The sequence below is a fragment of the Paraburkholderia sp. BCC1885 genome (assembly GCF_900996235.1).
Taxonomy (GTDB): domain Bacteria; phylum Pseudomonadota; class Gammaproteobacteria; order Burkholderiales; family Burkholderiaceae; genus Paraburkholderia.
In genome coordinates this window covers 232,640-250,635 of the sequence record NZ_CAAJGM010000111.1, presented here as the reverse complement: position 1 = coordinate 250,635, position 17,996 = coordinate 232,640, and the positions used below count along the sequence as shown (strand labels likewise).

The window sequence follows — 17,996 nt, the reverse complement described above, 5'->3', positions numbered from 1 at the left end:
TGCGGACTAGGCTGGCGGCCTTGGGTGGCCGGTTTGTCGTGGTCCTGTCGCAGCTGTGTCGATTAGCGTGCCGCAGCGGTCGGGGTGCCCCGCGTCGGCGCGCCGAGCGCGCGCAGCGTCTCTTTCACCGTGGCCACGCGCACGGCCAGGTCGGGCGTGCGGGTTTCGATGCGCAGCCTGTCCTGGCCCGCGAGCTTGATGTGCTTGTGCTTCTGCACCATCTCGATGATGCGCATGGCGTCGACCGGCGGATTGGGGATGAACTGCAGGCCGATCACCGCCTCGCCGGCATCGATCTTCGAGATGCCGAGCGGTTTCGCGGCGAGCCGCAGACGATGCGTCTCCACCAGTGCATGCGCCTGCGGCGGCAACTTGCCGAAGCGGTCGATCAGTTCCTCCTGGATGCTGTCGATCGCGTCGTTATGTTCGCAATTGGCGAGGCGCTTGTAGAGCGACAACCGTTCCTGGACGTCGCCGCAGTAATCGGCCGGCAAAATCGCCGGCGCGTGCAGGTTGATTTCGGTGGTGGCCGCGAGCGGCGCCGTGAGATCGGGCTCCTTGCCTTCCTTGAGCGCCTTCACAGCGTCGTTCAGCATGTCCGTGTAAAGCTGGAAACCGATCTCCTGGATCTCGCCGGACTGTTTATCGCCGAGCACTTCGCCGGTGCCGCGAATTTCCAGGTCGTGCATGGCCAGATAGAAACCGGAGCCGAGTTCTTCCATCTGCTGGATGGCTTCGAGACGGCGCTGCGCCTGCTTGGTCAAGCCCTGCGGATCGTGCACCAGCAGATACGAATACGCCTGGTGGTGCGAACGGCCCACGCGGCCGCGCAACTGGTGCAATTGCGCGAGACCGAACTTGTCGGCGCGGTGAATCAGGATCGTGTTGGCGCTCGGCACGTCGATGCCGGTTTCGATGATCGTCGTACATAGCAGCACGTTGGCGCGTTGCGCGACGAAATCGCGCATCACGCGTTCGAGTTCGCGCTCGTGCATCTGGCCATGGGCGACCGCAATGCGCGCTTCAGGGACCAGCGCTTCGAGCATCTGCCGGCGATTCTCGATGGTTTCCACTTCGTTGTGCAGGAAGTAGACCTGGCCGCCACGCTTCAACTCGCGCAGCATGGCTTCGCGGATCACGCCGTCTTCCTCGCGGCGCACGAAGGTCTTGATCGCGAGGCGCTTTTGCGGCGCGGTGGCGATGACCGAGAAATCGCGCAGTCCTTCGAGCGCCATGCCGAGCGTGCGTGGGATCGGCGTGGCGGTGAGCGTCAGCACGTCGACTTCGGCGCGCAGCGCCTTGAGCGCCTCCTTCTGGCGCACGCCGAACCGGTGCTCCTCGTCGATGATGACGAGACCGAGGCGCTTGAACTGCACGTCCGACGACAGCAGCTTGTGCGTGCCGATCACGATATCGACGGTGCCTTCGTTGATCTGCTGGATCGAGGCGCTGACTTCTTTGGTCGACTTGAAGCGCGACAGTTCGGCGATTCGCACCGGCCAGTCGGAGAAGCGGTCCGTGAAGGTCTGCGTGTGCTGCTCGGCGAGCAGCGTGGTGGGCGAGAGCAGCGCCACCTGCTTGCCGCCCATCACGGCGATGAAGGCGGCGCGCAAGGCGACTTCCGTCTTGCCGAAGCCGACGTCGCCGCACACGAGGCGGTCCATCGGCTTGCCGCTCGTCATGTCGCCGATTACGGCGGCGATTGCCGCGGCCTGGTCGGGCGTTTCCTCGAAGCCGAAGCTCTCGGCGAATTTCACATAGTCGCGCGGATCGAGCTTGAATGCGTGGCCTTCGCGGGCCGCGCGTCGGGCGTACAGATTGAGCAGTTCGGCGGCGGTGTCGCGAATCTGCTGGGCGGCGCGGCGCTTGGCTTTTTCCCACTGGCCCGAGCCGAGCGAGTGCAGCGGCGCGCTTTCCGGATCGGCGCCGCTATAGCGCGAGATGACGTGCAACTGTGCGACCGGCACGTACAGCTTGCTCTCGCCCGCGTACTCGAGATGCAGGAACTCGGTCTCACCTTCGCCGAGATCCATCGTCACCAGACCCATGTAGCGGCCAATACCGTGCTGAGAATGCACGACCGGGTCGCCCACCTTCAGCTCGGACAGGTCGCGCACCATCGAATCGACGTTGCTCGCCTGTTCCTGGCGGCGCCGGCCAGCGCGGCGCGCGAGCGGGCCGTACAGCTCGGTTTCGGTGACGACGGCGATGCCTTCGGCCGGCACCGCGAAGCCGCTCGACAACGGCGCGACACCGAGTGCGAAACGTTCGTCGCCGCTTAGCCAGTCGTTGAAGCTGTCGCTCGACGTGGGCCGCAGATGATTGTCGGCGAGCAGTTGCAGCAGCGTTTCGCGGCGGCCGGCGGATTCGGCGGCGAACAGCACGCGGTTTTGCGTCGTTTCCAGATAGCCGCGCAAGGCTGCGACTGGATCTTCGGCGTGACGGTCGATGGCGAGATTCGGCAGCGGCGTGGACCAGCCGCCGCCGGCGTTGGTCGGCAGCACGAGGCGCGCGAACGGTTTGGCGAACGTGAAGAAGTCCGCGTCCGACAGAAACAGGCGTTGCGGGTCGAGAATCGGCCGGTCGCGGTCGTGCGAGAGGAAGTTGTGGCGCTGCCGGGTGTCGTTGGTGAAGCGCTTGATGGCCGCATCCAGATCGCCGACGAAGGCCAGTTGCGCGCCCTCGGGCAGATAGTGGAACAGCGTGGCGGTGTCTTCGAAAAACAGCGGCAGATAGTATTCGATCCCCGCCGACGGCACGCCGTTGCCGATGTCCTTATAGATCGAGGCGCGGCTCGGGTCGCCCTCGAACACCTCGCGCCAGCGGCTGCGAAAGGCGGTGCGGGCGGCTTCGTCGAACGGAAACTCGCGGCCTGGCAGCAGGCGCACGTCCTTTACCGGATAGAGACTGCGCTGCGTGTCGGGGTCGAAGGCACGGATCGAGTCGACCTGATCGTCGAACAGATCGATCCGGTAGGGCAATGGCGAGCCCATCGGAAACAGGTCGAGCAGCGAGCCGCGCACGCAATATTCGCCGGGCCGCACGACCTGGCTTACGTGCTCGTAGCCGGCCAGCGTCAACTGGGCCTTCAGCTTGGCTTCGTCCAGACGCTCGCCTTGCGAGAACGAGAACGTGTAGGCCGCCATGAAGGAGGCGGGCGGCATGCGGTACAGCGCCGTGGTGGCCGGCACCAGCAGGATGTCGCAGCGGCCTTCGCCGAGGTCGTGCAGGGTGGCGAGGCGCTCGGAGACGAGATCCTGGTGGGGCGAGAAGGTGTCGTAAGGCAGCGTTTCCCAGTCGGGCAGCAGGCGCACCCGGGCTTCGGGCGCGAAGAAGCTGATTTCCTGTGCGAGCCGCTGGGCGTCCACGGCGCTCGCGCAGACCACGGCGAGCAGCGGCACCTGTTCGCGGTAGGCGAGGTGATAGCGGGCAATGAGCAGGGCGTCGGACGAGCCGTGCGTGCCGTCGAAGGCAAAACGCTGGCCGGCCTTGACGAGCGCGACGGGCGAGGAGGACTGCGATGATGCGGCGATGTCTGGCATAGAGGCGGAAAAGGCGGCCGGTGGGTCACACGAGAGCGGCAAGTTTACGCGTGTCATGGCGTGGATGCGAAGGACCTATTATAAAATCCGTCCTTTACTTTGACTTTGCGGCGTCCGCACCCAGTGACTTCACGTCTTTTTGCTCTGATTCCGTGTGCAGGCACCGGCAGCCGGTCCGGCGCCGCGATGCCCAAACAATATCGCACTGTGGCCGGTCGCGACATGCTGCATTTCTCCCTTGCCGCGTTCGACGCGTGTAGCGAGTTCGCCCAGACGCTGGTGGTGATCGCCCCAGACGACCAGCATTTCGACGCGCGACGCTTTGCCAGCCTGCGTTTCGCGGTGCGCCGCTGCGGTGGCGCGTCGCGTCAGGCGTCGGTGTTGAACGGCCTGCACGCACTGGCCGAGTTCGGCGCGCGTGACGACGACTGGGTGCTGGTCCACGACGCCGCCCGGCCGGGCATCACGGCCGGGCTGATCCGCGCGCTGATTGCGGCGCTAAAGGACGACCCGGTGGGCGGCATCATGGCGCTGCCGGTGGCCGACACCCTGAAGCGGATTGCCCCGGACAGCGACGGACGGATCGAGCGTACCGAACCGCGCGATGGGCTCTGGCAGGCGCAGACGCCGCAGATGTTCCGCGTCGGCATGTTGCGCGAGGCGATTTTGCGGGCGCAGCAGGACGGCCACGACCTGACGGACGAGGCGAGCGCCATCGAATGGCTGGGCCACGCGCCGCGCTTGGTGCAAGGCAGCTTGCGCAATTTCAAGGTGACCTACCCGGAAGATTTCGACCTGGCCGAGGCGATTCTCAGCCGGCCCGCGGCTTCCTGAAGAGATTTCTCGTTGATAACCGGACTTCAAGCTATGGATTTCAGAATCGGACAAGGGTATGACGTGCACGCACTCGTAGAGGGGCGTCCGCTCATTATCGGCGGCGTGACGGTGCCTTACGAGCGCGGCCTGCTGGGGCATTCGGATGCCGACGTGCTGTTGCATGCAATTACCGATGCGCTATTTGGCGCGGCCGCGCTGGGGGATATCGGGCGGCATTTTTCCGATACCGACGCGAAGTTTGCTGGCGCGGATTCACGGGTTTTATTGCGGGAATGCGCTTCGCGGGTGGCTCAGGCCGGGTTCTCGATTGGGAATGTGGATAGTACGGTGATTGCGCAGGCGCCCAAGCTGTCGCCTCATATCGAAGCTATGCGGGTGAATATTGCCGAGGATTTGCAGCTGCCGTTGGATCGGGTGAATGTTAAGGCCAAGACTAATGAGAAGCTGGGGTATTTGGGGAGGGCTGAGGGGATTGAGGCTCAGGCAGCGGTTTTGTTAATTCGGAAGTGATTTTCGCTTTTTTTTGCCTGCGCGGCGCTTTTGGTGGTTGTTCTTGCGGTGTTGGCCTTTGCTTGCTTTCTTGTCGGTCTATTAGTGTTGCCCCTGTGCGGGGCGGCACTTACTTTCTTTGCCGCCGCAAAGAAAGTAAGCAAAGAAAGCGGGCTTTAAACCGCTAGCCCGTAGTGAGCCATCCCGGTCTGCAACCGGGAACGGCCCAAGACGAGACGTTCTCTCGCACTATCACCTCCTAATGACACAGGGCTCATCCGCTCCAGCGTTGCGCTTCGCGCTCCGCCGAACGGTATATTCGAGACAGCCCGTGCGATGCGCTTTGTTTATGCCTTAACTATCTGCAAACCACTCATGGTTATGCCGCACCGTCACGCACATAGTGCGTAGACGGGATGAATGAGTCCCTTGTCACGAACGTGGGAAATGCGAGAGACGATCTGGTTTCGGACCACTTCCGGTTAATGGCAGTGGCGGACACCTAAAAGCTAGCGGTTTGAAGCCCGCTTTCTTTGCTTACTTTCTTTGCGGCGGCAAAGAAAGTAAGTGCCGCCCCGCACAGGGGCAACACAAATAAACCAATAAGAAATCAAGGAAAGGCCAACACCCCAATAAAACCACCAAAAAAGCCGTCAGCCAGACAAAAAAACCTACTTCCCTTCAGCAGCAATAACCAAAGCAACAGCATTAACAACCGCCGCAATTCTCCCCACATCCCGAAGCTGAGTAGAACTCATCCCCTCGGCAATGAGGGTATCAAAGTGAGATTTAACACAAAAATGGCATTTGCCAATAATAGAAGCCGAAAGCGCATACATTTCAAACCGCCGCTTATCCACGCCACCATGCGAAGCATAAGCATTCATCCGCAAGCCGGCCGGCTGCGATTTCAGATCCGCATTCTCCGCCATTTCGATGTACGGATACCATACGTTATTCATTCCCATTAACGCTGCCGCCGTCAGTGCGCCATTTACTTCCTCGGCGGACAACACGCCCGCGTTGCGAATGGCATCCACCAGCGCCGCGCTCTTCGCCGCAAACGCCGCCGCCAGCGCCACGCCCACCGCGTCCGTTCCCTCCAGCGACGAGCGCGCAATCGTGCCGTCCAGATTCAAACGAATGTCTTTTGCGTAGTCGGGAACAAGTGCTTTAATCGCAGACAAGAATTCCATTGATATCTCCTATCAGATCGCCGATAAAAAAGCCCGCTGGCTCTTTCAAGCTTAGCGGGCTTCTCACTGCAATGCTTACAGCGTTGCGCCGCCGACAGCACGATTGCACGGGCACAACTCGTCTGTCTGCAGACCGTCCAGAATGCGCAGCACTTCTTCCGGGTTGCGGCCCACGTTCAGGTTGTTCACCGAAACGTGCTGGATCGTGTTGTCCGGGTCGACGATGAACGTTGCGCGCAGCGCCACGCCGGCTTCCTTGTCGCGCACGCCCAGCTGATCGATCAGCTCGCCCTTGACGTCGCCGAACGCATAGTGGTTCAGCTTGCTCAGGTCCTTGTGCTCGCGGCGCCATGCCAGCTTCACGAATTCGTTGTCCACGCTGCCGCCCAGCAGGACCGCGTCACGTTCCGCGAAGTCGTTCGCCAGCTTGCCGAATTCGACGATTTCCGTCGGGCATACAAAGGTGAAGTCCTTCGGGTAGAAGTAGATGATTTTCCACTTGCCCGGGAACGATTGTTCGGTGATTTCTTCGAACGCCGACACGCCGTTTTCTTCGTGATGATTGAAGCCCGGCTTGGCAGCGGTGACGGTGAAAGCTTCGAGTTTGTCGCCAACGGTTTTCATGCGGATACTCCTGTGAAAGTGACCCATGAGTTGGAAAACAGCCTGTTCAAGCTACCTGCTGGCTGTAACGAATGCATTACACACAAGCAACTATAACTCTATTGGCGTATCGCACCAATAGTTTTTGACTAATGCCGCGGATAGTTTTTCTTCACTGAACCGATAGTTTGTTCGGACGTCGCCAGCGCGCTGAGGCTTTCTTGCGCGGCCGTTGGGTGGCGAGGCAGCGGGGCGGCGGCAGCTGCAGCGGCGCGCGTGCGACGCGGCGTGGCTACTACGCCGCCGCGATCAACGGCCCGAGTCTGCTAGACACCCTTGGCGAGCGGAAATTCAATCGTGACTTCGAGCCCCGGCCCCGGCGTCCGGTTGCGCAGGCGCAGGCCACCGCGATACCGGCCCACGAGGCGCTGCACGATCGCCATGCCGAGCCCCGTGCCATTGGCCTGGGTGCGGGCGGTGTCCACCCGGTAGAACGGTCGCGTCACCAGCGCCAGTTGATCTTCGGGAATGCCTGGCCCCTCGTCGACCACCGAGAGCTCGACCCGCGAATGCGACACGCGCGTTTCGAGGATCACATGCGGGATACCGTCGCCGTCGCTCAGCCCGTATTTGCGGGCATTTTCGAGCAGGTTGCCGATCACACGCCGCATATCGGTTTCGTCGGCCTCGATTATCGCCGATGGCGCCAGCCGCGTAATCAGCCGCATCCCATCTTCCGACGACATGCGCGCCGCCAGTTCCTGGGCGAGCACCGAAAGATCGACAGGCTCCGGAACCCGCTGCACCGGCCGTGCGTAATCGAGGAAGCGGCCGATGATCATGTCCATCTGCTCGATGTCGTCGACCATCGCGTCCTTGGTGGTCTGATCCGACGGGCTCATTTCCGTTTCGAGCCGCAGACGGGCGAGCGGGGTGCGCAGATCGTGAGAAATGCCCGCCAGCATCAGGGCGCGGTCGGCCTCGAGCTGCTCGAGGTCCTGCACCATCTGGTTGAAGCTGCGGTTGGTTTCGGCGGCTACGCCCATGCCGCGTTCGGGCAGCGGCTCGGGCGACTGCCCCGAGCCGACCTTGCGGGCCGCCATGGCGAGCCGCGCAAACGGCCGGTTCACCAGGCTCGTGATAAAGGCCGCGCCGAATAGCGAAAGCGCCAGCGCGAACACCCCCCAGCCGGCCCATTGCAGGCCGGTGGCGTTGTCGAGCTGATCGCGGTCGAGCGCCACCCAGTAATCGTCGTCGTCGATCTTGAAGCTGATCCACACGCCGGGAATGTCGTTGACGCTCTGCGCGATGACGGTGTCGTCGCCGAGGCGTCCGCGGATGTCGTGTTCGATCAGCCGGTTGAGCGACTCGTCCGGCTGGAGCTTGTATTTGTCACTGGTCTCGCGCGGATACACGCGCACCCCTTCATTGCTCTCCAGATCCTGCAGCAAGGCGCGCCGCAGATCGGGATCGGAATAGAGGAGGGCGGTGCGCGTGAGCTTGACGATGGCGACGAGCTGCAGGGCCACGCGCTGCGCACGCGGCTCGCGTTCGATCACCCGGAAGCTCTGGAACCAGGCGGCGAGACTCACTGCGATCAACAGCGCGATCAGCAGAAAGGTCCGCCAGAAAAGGCCGCCGAACGCGAGCGTCAGGAGGCGCCGGTCGATCCGCATGGGCCCTTCTTATCTGAAAACAAACACGGAAAGCACGAACAACTCAGGCTGCACCGTCGGGAATGAACACGTAGCCAAGACCCCAGACGGTCTGAATGAAGCGCGGGCTGCCCGGATCCGGTTCGATCAGCTTGCGCAGACGCGAGATCTGTACGTCGAGGCTGCGGTCGAACACTTCGTATTCACGGCCGCGCGCCAGTTCCATCAGCTTTTCGCGCGAGAGCGGCTGGCGCGGATGACGGGCAAATACCTTCAGCACGGAGAATTCGCCGGTGGTGAGCGGAATTTCCTGGCCGGCCTTGGTCAGCGTTCGGGTGGCGAGGTTAAGCGCGAATTCGCCGAACTCGAATACTTCCGTGGTCTCGGACGGCGCGCCCGGCAACTCGGACGGCGACTGACGGCGCAGCACCGCATGGATGCGGGCGACCAGCTCGCGCGGATTGAACGGCTTGGGCAGATAGTCGTCAGCGCCCATTTCGAGGCCGACGATACGGTCCACATCCTCACCCTTGGCCGTGAGCATGATGATGGGCGTGCGGTCGTTGCTGCCGCGCAGACGGCGGCAGATCGACAGCCCGTCTTCACCGGGCAGCATCAGGTCGAGCACCAGCAGGTCGAAACGTTCGCGCACCCAGAGCTTGTTCATTGACGGCGCGTTTTCGGCGACGTAGACGTTGAAGCCCTGTTCGCCGAGGTAGCGGCGCAGCAGATCGCGCAGACGCGGATCGTCGTCGACGACGAGGATTTTCGAAGGGTTTTTGGTTTCCATGGTCGGCATCTTAGCGCGATTACAAAGTGGTGCGAGTTTGCATCAATTCGCGGGTTACAGTCAGTTACAAAATTTACCCGCACTGTGGCACGGCGTAAAGCGGTGGCAGGTAGACTGCTTTACTGAATGCGGCTGTTCGGTGGATACTTCACTCGACTAAAATTCTCGCTCCCGGCTTCTTTCCGGGGTTTGTACACGCATTTAGGGTAGCCGGTTGCCGCACCACGAAGGGAACAAGATGAAGGGAGGGGTTTGGCCAAATCTGCGCCTAAGCGTGATTGCGCTGGCAGTGGCCGGCACCCTCGCGGGCACATTAGGTCCTACGCTCGCCCATGCCCAGTCTTCGGATGACCGGGCATCGAATGCCCACGCGCCCCGTTCCCGGGGTTCCAGACTGTCCCACCAGCTCCGTACTCCCACAGACGACCACCCTGCATCAGACGTCATGATGCGCGCCGCAGTTCCCCCCGATCTCGATCAACGCCGCCGCGACGGTCATATGACGCCGGAAGAGCGCCGCCTGCTGCGCCAGCATATTGAAGACGCCGTGCGCGAGCTGTACAAGCGCTAGGCTGTCCGGCCAAGCCGTCCATTTAGTCCGGATGCCCGTCGGCGGGCCGCGCAGCCAGTCCCGAGGCGCGTGAAAAATTTCGTTGCACATCTCCCGTCAACTTTCCTGCCTGATCTGCCGTTGAGTCGCCAGAGGGGACGCTCGTATGGAGCGCGGTTGCCCGTGCGCCAGCGCCACCCGACCAGGGACGACTGACAATGACAAAGCTGTTCAGGTTGACTTGCGGCATGCCGAGGCCGCCGCTGGCTGCCACGGTGTTTGCGGCCCTTACGGCACTCGCTACGCTCGCGTGCACGCTGCCGGCGCTGGCTCAGGACGGCGCGGGGCCGGTCGTTCAACGTGCTCAGCCGGTCCAGCATGGCCCGCACGCCAGACATCGTACCGCTGCGCCAGCCGTAGACGACGCGTCTGCGCCCATGCTTGATGAAGACGACGCGCGCTTTTTCCTGACCCGGACAGGTTTCGCACCCGACAATGCCGAGGTCGCCCAGTATGTCGGCCTGACGCGCGAGCAGGCGGTCGACCGGGTGCTCTCAACGGCGCGCACCGAAGCCGCGACACCGATGCCCGCCTGGGTGCTCGAGCCGATCCCGACGCGCGACGAGCGCAAAACCTGGACCCAGGATCAGCGCCAGGCCGAGCAACGCACGCGCAACCAGCGTTACGACGAATTACGTGCGTGGTGGGTCCGCGAGATGTTGACCACGCCGTCGCCGTTGACCGAGCGCATGACGCTCTTCTGGCACAACCACTTCACGTCCGGGCAGGACAAGGTCGGTTATCCGCAAAGCATGGCGCAGCAGAACCTGCTGCTGCGGCGTGACGCGCTGGGCAATTTCGGCGAACTGCTGCACGACGTCGCAAAAGACCCGGCCATGCTGCAATACCTCGACGGCGCCGGCAGCCGCAAAGGCAAGCCCAACGAAAACTTCGCGCGTGAAGTGATGGAGCTGTTCACGCTCGGCGAAGGTCATTACTCGCAGCAGGACGTCTCGGAGGCCGCACGTGCCTATACGGGCTGGACGCTCGACCCGGACACCCAGGGCTACGTGTGGCGCGCCAACCTGCATGACGACGGCATGAAGACCGTGCTCGGCCAGAGCGGACCGTTCGACGGCGATCAGGTCCTCGACATTCTGCTGTCCCGTCCGGAAACGGCCACCTTCATTACGACCCGGCTGTGGCGCGAGTTCGTCTCCGACACGCCCGACCCGGCGCGGATTGCGCCCATCGCCGAGCGGTTTCGCGCGAGCCACTACGACATCAAGGTCGCCTTGCGGGAGCTTTTTCTGAGCGAGGCATTCTGGGACGACGGCAACCGCGGCGTGCTGGTGAAGTCGCCGGCGGAGTTCGTGGTGGGGGCGTTGCGCGAATTCGATATCGGCTACGACAACACCGCGCCGTTCGCTGGAGAAATCCGCACGCTGGGCGGAAACCTGTTTTATCCGCCCAACGTGAAGGGCTGGCCGGGCGGCGCCACGTGGATCAATAGCTCGACCCTGCTCGCGCGCAAGCAGTTCGTCGAGCAACTCTTTCGCGCCACTGGGAGCGCCGCCCCGCATCACCCGCAGCCCGGCATGAATCAGGACCCGAAAGCTGCGGCGACGGTGCAGCGGGCTATGGCGCGGGTGGGTCAGGGCGGAGTACGCTTCGATATCGACACGTGGCTCGCCCAGTACAACACCGCGCCGACGGCCAGGGCGGGCCTCTCGGCGGAGTTGCAGTTGCAGCACGCGGTGCTGCCGCTTGCTCCGGTTGACGCGATCGAAACCGATTCGACCGCCAGCGCCTACCTTGAGGCGCTGCTGATGGACCCGGCCTACCAGCTGAAATGAGCGGCACGGGGTGTCAACCGAAGCGGTGCAAACCGAAGCGGCGGAGCCGGGCGGCGCATCCGATGCCGTCACAACCGAACGAGGTACAGCATGAAACGGCGCGACTTTCTGACGATGACCACGGCGGCCGGCGCCGCGCTGTGGCTGCCGCGAGCCTTCGGTGCGCAGGCGACGGGCGCGGGCAGCGAGCCCGGCAGCGTCGCGGCCGGCCGTGGCGGCTACGGCAATCTGCTGATCCTCGTGGAGCTGAAGGGCGGCAACGACGGTCTGAATACGGTGATTCCATACGCCGATCCCGCTTACTATCAGTTGCGCAAGAACATCGGCATCAAGCGCGAGCAGGTGATCCAGCTTGACGAGCGCACGGCCTTGCATCCGTCGCTGCAACCGTTGATGCCGCTGTGGCAGAGCCAGCAACTGGCGATCGTGCAGGGCATGAGTTACGCGCAGCCGAACCTGTCGCATTTCCGTTCCATCGAGATCTGGGATACCGCATCGCGTTCCGATCAATATCTGCGCGAAGGATGGTTGACGCGCGCGTTTGCACAGCATGCCGTGCCGCCGGGTTTCGTCGCGGACGGCGTGGTGATCGGCAGCGCGGAGATGGGGCCGCTCGCCAACGGCGCGCGGGCGATTGCGCTGGTGAATCCGGCGCAGTTCGTCAAGGCCTCGCGGCTTGCGACGCCAGTCTCGCTGCACGAACGCAATCCTGAACTCGCGCATATCCTCGACGTCGAAAACGACATCGTGAAAGCGGCCGATCGTCTGCGTCCTCGTGAAGGGCAATTTCCGCTGAAGACGGCGTTTCCATCGGGCGCGTTTGGCACGTCGATCAAGACGGCCATGCAGGTGCTCGCCGCTGGCGATGCCCCTCAGGGCAAGCCGCTGAACGGGCAGGGCGTGGCCGTGATCCGGCTGACGCTAAACGGTTTCGATACGCACCAGAACCAGCCCGGTCAGCAGGCCGCGCTGCTCAGGCAACTGGCGGAGGGTTTCGCATCGATGAAGTCGGCGCTGGTGGAACTGGGACGCTGGGACAGCACGCTGGTGATGACCTATGCGGAGTTCGGCCGTCGGCCACGCGAGAACCAGAGCAACGGCACGGATCACGGCACGGTTGCGCCGCATTTCGTCATGGGTGGACGGGTGCGCGGCGGCTTGTACGGTGCGCCGCCGGTGCTGACGCAACTGGATGGCAGCGGCAATCTGCCGGTCGGCGTCGATTTCCGCCAGTTGTATGCGACGGTTCTTGGACCGTGGTGGGGGCTCGATTCCACGGCCGTGTTGCAGCAGCGCTTCGAGACGGTGCCGCTGCTGCGGGTCTAGCGCCGGCGCGCCGCGCGCCAGGCCACCCACAGCTTGCGGATCGGCGTCAGTGCAATACGTTGATGCAGCACGTGATAGCCGTCGCGTTCGATCTCATCCAGTAGCGCGAGGGCGAGCGCGGCTTGCGCCCGCAAGGTGCGCTGCGCGCGTCGTTCGCCGGCGGGCATCGCGGCGAGCGCGGTCTGGAGCGCCGCGCGGGCGCGATTGGTCTGAAAGCGCATCAGTTCAGTGAACGCATCGCTGTATTTGCGATTGATCAGATCGGCCGCGGTGACGTTAAAACGCTGCATCTCGTCGATCGGAATGTAGATGCGTCCGTGCCGCGCGTCGTTGCCGAGTTCGGCGACAAACTGGGCCAGCATCAGCGCCTCGCCGAGCGGTGCGGCCCAAACGCCGGCCTCAGCGCGATTTTGCGCGCCCGCGCCCGCGTGAGCGACCAGCGTGGCAAACGCGCCGCCGACGCCTTGCAGATAGCGGCGCAGATTCGCGTAGTCGAGATAGCGGGCCTGGTCGAGGTCCATCTCGAAACCGGCCAGCAGTGTCTGGATGGCCGGATATTCCGCTTCGACGCCATTGCCCAGATGCGCCGCCAATGCTTTCGACACTGGATGCGAGGGCGTACCCGCGGCCAGTGCGGCGATTTCGTTTTGCCACCAGGCGAGCTTGGTGCGGCCGATCGCCGGATCGCTGGTTTCCTTCACCGTTTCCTCGAATTCGCGGCGCAGCGCGAACAGGGCGGTGAGGAGCGGCTGGCGTCGCGCGGGCGCCTGGCGGAGCGCGTAGTAGCTGCTCGAACCGGGAGGCGCCGCCTTCTGCTGGCAATATTCGTCGAAATTCACTTGAATGGAGTGTGGGGAGGCTGAAGCAGGGAGACGCAGCGGCCGCACCGTGCGCACGTTAGCCAAAAATTGTAGCATCGAGCCGCGTCCGGCAAATGCAGACAAGCGCAAATCTATCGGTTAGAATCTCGCGCTTACGCTTTCGGACGTATGCCGCACCGGCTTGGCTGGCGCGGCGCGAACGAGGGCTGGCCAGACATCGGATGCGGCGTGCCAACGCTTCTTCCGGCTGCGAGGATGGCGAAATTGGTAGACGCACCAGGTTTAGGTCCTGACGCCAGCAATGGTGTAGGGGTTCGAGTCCCCTTCCTCGCACCAACGTATTTGTGAAAACCCCGCTCGGTCGATGACCGGCGGGGTTTTTTGCTTGAGGGAGCGGCGCTTGCCGTCTTCTTCACTTCACTGGCCTTGCGCCGCACCACCCCTGCCTGATCAACGCTTCAACGCACGCCATACCGTAGCCGCGTCATTTGCTCGGCTTCGTTGGCGAGCAGCGTGGCGGCGTCGCGAATCGCGGCTTCCAGCGTGATCGGACCGGGCGCTGGCGAGAAGCAGCCGGCGAAGTGTTCGGACAGACGCGGCAGGGCGGCCGGATCGACCCCGCCTGACAACAGCGTGGCCGGCACGCCCGCCGCGCGTGCGTGGCTGCAGGCGATGAACGGCGCCTTGCCATGCAGCGTCTGCACATCCGAGCGGCCCTCGCCGGTGATCAGCCAGTCGGCGCCGTCGAGCGCGCCGTCGAGTCCGATCAGGCGGGCGACCGTCTCCGCGCCCGGTTCGAACTGCGCACCTAGCATATGCAGCGCAAAACCGAGTCCGCCCGCCGCCCCCGCGCCGGGCAGGTTGCGCGCCGTGCGCTGCAGCGCCGGTTCGAGCAGGTCGGCGAAGCGCCCGAGCGCCGCGTCGACGCCGGCAATCTGCTCGGGCTGCACGCCTTTCTGCGGGCCGAAGACGACGGTGGCGCCATGCTCGCCAGTAAGCGGATTGTCCACGTCGGACATGCCGATAAACGAGGCGTCGGCGAGCCGTGCGTCGAGCTGCGAGACGTCCACGCGAGCGAGGCGGCTTAGTTGTTGCGGCGTCGGCTCGAGCTCCCTGTTTTCTGCATCGAAGAGCCGCATGCCGAGGCCGGCCAGCAGGCCCGCGCCGCCGTCGTTGGTGCTGCTGCCGCCGAGCGCGACAAAAAAGCGCCGCACGCCGCCGTCGAGCAGGGCGCGAATCGCCTCGCCCATGCCGCGCGAGCTGCGCGCTTCGACCGGCACGCCCATGCCGACCGGGTCGGTAATGCCGACGATCTCAGCCGTCTCGACGATCGCGCTGCCGTCGGCGAGGAGGCCGGTGGCCGCTTCGCGTGCGGGCCCCGCGGCGCCGCGCACGCTCAGCAGGCGGCGCTCGCCGCCGCCGGTGAGCATGGCGTCGAGCGTGCCTTCGCCGCCGTCGGCCATCGGGCAGACGCGGATCACGGCATCCGGCCGGGCGCGCGTCACGCCGCGGGCAATGGCTTGCGCAACCTGCTCGGCGCTAAGCGAGCCTTTAAAAGAGTCGGGAGCAATGACGACGACGGGCGCGGACGACGGGTTCGGCATGGTGTCTCTTGATGGTTGAAATCGGGGCGATGGCGGTGCAAACGGGCAGAGCCCGAACGCGTTCGCTAGCTTATCAGCATGCCGCTCGCGGCTGAATATGCCGAACGGCATAGCGGGCATCGAAGGAGCAAGCCGCGGCGGCGCCGCACCAGGTCGGCTGCGGGCGCTCCGAACTCTCCCCTGGGAGTCCGCAAGCGCCCCCAAAGCAGCCCCAAAATCGACAAAAACACGCACAAAAACGGCGGCGGAACATCGAATCCCGGCTAGGCGCGCGAATAGTTTGCTAAAATATTCGGCTCTTTAGACCCAAACCGTGTTGCCGGTGGCCTGCAAGCCTGCGGCGCAGGCGCTGAATTGATGTGACGCGCGATGCCAAGCGACATCGAAAGCGGCACGAAGAAGATAACTGATTCGCTCGAATAATTTTAGGACGATTGAAGCCATGGCTAACGTTGTTGAAAACCTCGGCAAGCTCGAACGCCGCGTAACGATTTCCCTGCCGAAGGACGCCGTGCAGAAGGAAGTGGATTCGCGTATCCGCCAACTCGCGAAGAACGTGCGCATGCCGGGTTTCCGCCCGGGCAAGGTGCCGCTCAAGATGGTCACGCAACAGTACTCGGGCCAGGTGGAAGCCGAAGTGCTGAGCGACAAGGTCGGCAAGGAATTCTTCGACATCAGCCGCGCCGAGAACCTGCGCGTCGCCGGCCAGCCGAGCTTCGCACCGAAAGCCGATGCAGCAGAAAACGACTACGCTTTCGACGCGACTTTCGAGGTGTACCCGGAAGTCAAGCTGGGCGACGTCGCCACGGCTGAAATCGAGCGCACCACGACCACCATCAGCGAAGCGGAAATCGACCGCACGCTGGACATCCTGCGCAAGCAACGCGTGCATTTCCACGCCCGTGGCGAAACCGGCGAGCACGGTGACGGCGGTGCGGATACGGCTGCCAAGGACGGCGACCGTGTGACGGTCGACTTCGTCGGCAAGATCGAAGGCGAAGTGTTCCAGGGCGGCAGCGCAGACGACTTCGCGTTCGTGCTCGGCGAAGGCCGCATGCTGCCGGAATTCGAAAAGGCCGCGCTCGGCCTGAAGGTCGGCGAGGCGAAGGAATTCGACCTGGCGTTCCCGGCCGACTATCACGGCAAGGACGTCGCCGGCAAGACGGCGCAATTCACCATCACGATGAAGAAGATCGAGTGGCCGCACATGCCGGAAATCGACGGCGAGTTCGCCAAGTCGCTCGGCATCGAAGACGGTGATCTGGTCAAGATGCGCGCCGAGATCAAGGACAACCTCGAGCGCGAAGCGAAGCGCCGCACGCAATCCATCGTCAAGAACCAGGTGATGGACGCGCTGCTGAAAATCTCCGAACTGGACGTGCCGAACGCGCTGGTCGAACAGGACCAGCAGCGCCTCGTCGAAATGGCGCGCCAGGACCTGACGCAACGCGGCGTGCCGAACGCAGCGGACGCGCCGATCCCGGCAGAAATGTTCAAGGAACAGGCCGAGCGCCGTGTCAAGCTGGGCCTCGTGCTGGCCGAACTGGTCAAGGCCAACGGCCTGCAGGCAAAGCCGGAGCAGATTCGTGCCGAAGTCGACGAATTCGCGAAAAGCTACGAAGACCCGAAGGAAGTCGTCCGCTGGTATTATTCCAACCAGCAGCGCCTTGCAGAAATGGAAGCGTACGTCGTGGAAGCCAACGTCGTCGATTTCGTCCTCAGCAAGGCCAAGGTGACGGATAAGGAAGTGAGCTTCGAAGAGCTGGCAAGCGCAACGGCGCAAGCGTAAGCGTCGCCGCAACGGCGTGCCGGCTGTCGGAGCGACGGCCCGCACGCCGTTTTTTATGAGACGTCGTGTCGATCGCGTTGCGCCGGGTTGTGCGCACTTGAATACGCAGCAGTCGTACTTACCTGTCCGGTACCGAATAAATATTCCCAGACAAGGATCCATTGCATGACCTTTCGCGCTCAAATGCAGGACACGTTGACCTCCCAGTCGTCGCGGGATCTCGAAGCGCAGGCGCTCGGACTCGTGCCGATCGTCGTGGAAACGAGCGGCCGTGGCGAACGCTCGTATGACATCTACTCGCGCCTGCTGAAGGAGCGCGTGGTGTTTCTGGTCGGTGAAGTGAACGACCAGACGGCTAACCTCGTCGTCGCGCAGTTGCTGTTCCTCGAAAGCGAAAATCCGGACAAGGACATCAGCTTCTACATCAATAGCCCGGGCGGTTCGGTTTCGGCCGGGATGGCGATCTACGATACGATGCAATTTATCAAGCCGGACGTGTCGACGCTGTGCATGGGCCTCGCGGCCAGCATGGGCGCATTTCTGCTGGCGGCCGGCGCGAAGGGCAAGCGTTTCACGCTGCCGAACGCGCGCGTGATGATTCACCAGCCGCTGGGCGGCGCACGCGGCCAGGCATCGGACATCGAAATTCAGGCGCGTGAAATTCTGTATCTGAAGGAACGGCTTAATCAACTGCTGTCGCATCACACCGGCCAGCCGGTTGAGCGTATCGCACGCGACACCGACCGCGACAATTTCATGTCCGGCGACGACGCGCAGGCATACGGGCTGGTCGACCAGGTACTGCACAAGCGTCCATGATCCGGCGCGGTCTCGCCCTTTTTGAGGGTAAGACCGCCCGCGTTTTGGTGTGAAATAATCAGATTCGTCCAAACGCCTGCGGCAAGCGCCGTCACTGCTTCTGCTTATTCGCCCTAACT

14 protein-coding genes and 1 tRNA gene are annotated in these 17,996 nt (G+C 63.4%); 8 read left to right on the top strand and 7 right to left on the bottom strand.

What is annotated here, in order from left to right; genetic code table 11:
- Positions 1-62: 62 nt before the first annotated feature.
- Positions 63-3,542 (bottom strand): transcription-repair coupling factor, encoded by a 3,480-nt coding sequence (mfd, locus tag FQ755_RS10135; RefSeq protein ID WP_144153663.1) that lies wholly within the window; start codon positions 3,540-3,542, stop codon positions 63-65.
- A gap of 123 nt (positions 3,543-3,665) precedes the next feature.
- On the opposite strand from mfd, the gene ispD reads away from it, so the two are divergent.
- Both ispD and ispF read left to right on the top strand, forming a co-directional pair.
- Entirely contained in the window at positions 3,666-4,376 is a 711-nt protein-coding gene (gene ispD / locus FQ755_RS10130) for a 2-C-methyl-D-erythritol 4-phosphate cytidylyltransferase (RefSeq protein ID WP_144153661.1), read from the top strand.
- Positions 4,377-4,409: 33 nt separating this feature from the next.
- Positions 4,410-4,889: a 2-C-methyl-D-erythritol 2,4-cyclodiphosphate synthase gene (gene ispF, locus FQ755_RS10125; protein ID WP_144153659.1), complete on the top strand. Its 480-nt coding sequence runs from the start codon at positions 4,410-4,412 to the stop codon at positions 4,887-4,889.
- A gap of 650 nt (positions 4,890-5,539) precedes the next feature.
- Here ispF and FQ755_RS10120 read toward each other — a convergent pair.
- The 4 genes from FQ755_RS10120 to ompR form a co-directional block, all read right to left on the bottom strand.
- Positions 5,540-6,064 (bottom strand): carboxymuconolactone decarboxylase family protein, encoded by a 525-nt coding sequence (locus FQ755_RS10120; protein WP_144153656.1) that lies wholly within the window; start codon positions 6,062-6,064, stop codon positions 5,540-5,542.
- A 75-nt stretch (positions 6,065-6,139) separates the two neighbouring features.
- On the bottom strand, positions 6,140-6,688 hold the full coding sequence (locus tag FQ755_RS10115) for a peroxiredoxin (protein WP_144153654.1): 549 nt from the start codon (positions 6,686-6,688) through the stop codon (positions 6,140-6,142).
- A gap of 305 nt (positions 6,689-6,993) precedes the next feature.
- Positions 6,994-8,343: an ATP-binding protein gene (locus tag FQ755_RS10110; RefSeq protein ID WP_144153652.1), complete on the bottom strand. Its 1,350-nt coding sequence runs from the start codon at positions 8,341-8,343 to the stop codon at positions 6,994-6,996.
- 43 nt (positions 8,344-8,386) lie between these two features.
- The gene (ompR, locus tag FQ755_RS10105) at positions 8,387-9,121 is read right to left on the bottom strand and encodes a two-component system response regulator OmpR (RefSeq protein WP_006048917.1); all 735 of its coding nucleotides are present in this window, start codon (positions 9,119-9,121) and stop codon (positions 8,387-8,389) included.
- A gap of 229 nt (positions 9,122-9,350) precedes the next feature.
- Here ompR and FQ755_RS38060 point away from each other — a divergent pair, with 229 nt between their 5' ends.
- The 3 genes from FQ755_RS38060 to FQ755_RS10090 all read left to right on the top strand — a co-directional run bounded on the left by FQ755_RS38060 (position 9,351) and on the right by FQ755_RS10090 (position 12,844).
- Complete coding sequence (locus tag FQ755_RS38060; RefSeq protein WP_144153650.1) at positions 9,351-9,683, top strand: hypothetical protein; 333 nt, start codon at positions 9,351-9,353, stop codon at positions 9,681-9,683.
- A gap of 416 nt (positions 9,684-10,099) precedes the next feature.
- Complete coding sequence (locus tag FQ755_RS10095) at positions 10,100-11,518, top strand: DUF1800 family protein (protein ID WP_144154624.1); 1,419 nt, start codon at positions 10,100-10,102, stop codon at positions 11,516-11,518.
- A 90-nt stretch (positions 11,519-11,608) separates the two neighbouring features.
- On the top strand, positions 11,609-12,844 hold the full coding sequence (locus FQ755_RS10090; protein WP_144153648.1) for a DUF1501 domain-containing protein: 1,236 nt from the start codon (positions 11,609-11,611) through the stop codon (positions 12,842-12,844).
- On the opposite strand, the gene FQ755_RS10085 is transcribed toward FQ755_RS10090, so the two are convergent.
- Positions 12,841-13,683 (bottom strand): squalene/phytoene synthase family protein, encoded by an 843-nt coding sequence (locus tag FQ755_RS10085; RefSeq protein WP_144154622.1) that lies wholly within the window; start codon positions 13,681-13,683, stop codon positions 12,841-12,843. The two genes, FQ755_RS10090 and FQ755_RS10085, sit on opposite strands and share 4 nt — an antisense overlap.
- Positions 13,684-13,914: 231 nt before the next feature.
- On the opposite strand from FQ755_RS10085, the gene FQ755_RS10080 reads away from it, so the two are divergent.
- Positions 13,915-14,001 (top strand) — tRNA-Leu (locus FQ755_RS10080).
- 122 nt (positions 14,002-14,123) lie between these two features.
- Here the strand turns inward: FQ755_RS10080 and FQ755_RS10075 are convergent.
- The gene (locus FQ755_RS10075) at positions 14,124-15,269 is read right to left on the bottom strand and encodes a glycerate kinase (protein WP_144153646.1); all 1,146 of its coding nucleotides are present in this window, start codon (positions 15,267-15,269) and stop codon (positions 14,124-14,126) included.
- Between the two features lie 442 nt (positions 15,270-15,711).
- Here FQ755_RS10075 and tig point away from each other — a divergent pair, with 442 nt between their 5' ends.
- A complete protein-coding gene (gene tig / locus FQ755_RS10070; protein ID WP_144153644.1) occupies positions 15,712-17,058 on the top strand; it encodes a trigger factor in 1,347 nt (448 codons plus the stop codon).
- Positions 17,059-17,223: 165 nt separating this feature from the next.
- Positions 17,224-17,877, top strand: coding sequence for an ATP-dependent Clp endopeptidase proteolytic subunit ClpP (gene clpP, locus FQ755_RS10065; protein WP_144153642.1), 654 nt, complete (start codon positions 17,224-17,226; stop codon positions 17,875-17,877).
- Positions 17,878-17,996: the final 119 nt, after the last annotated feature.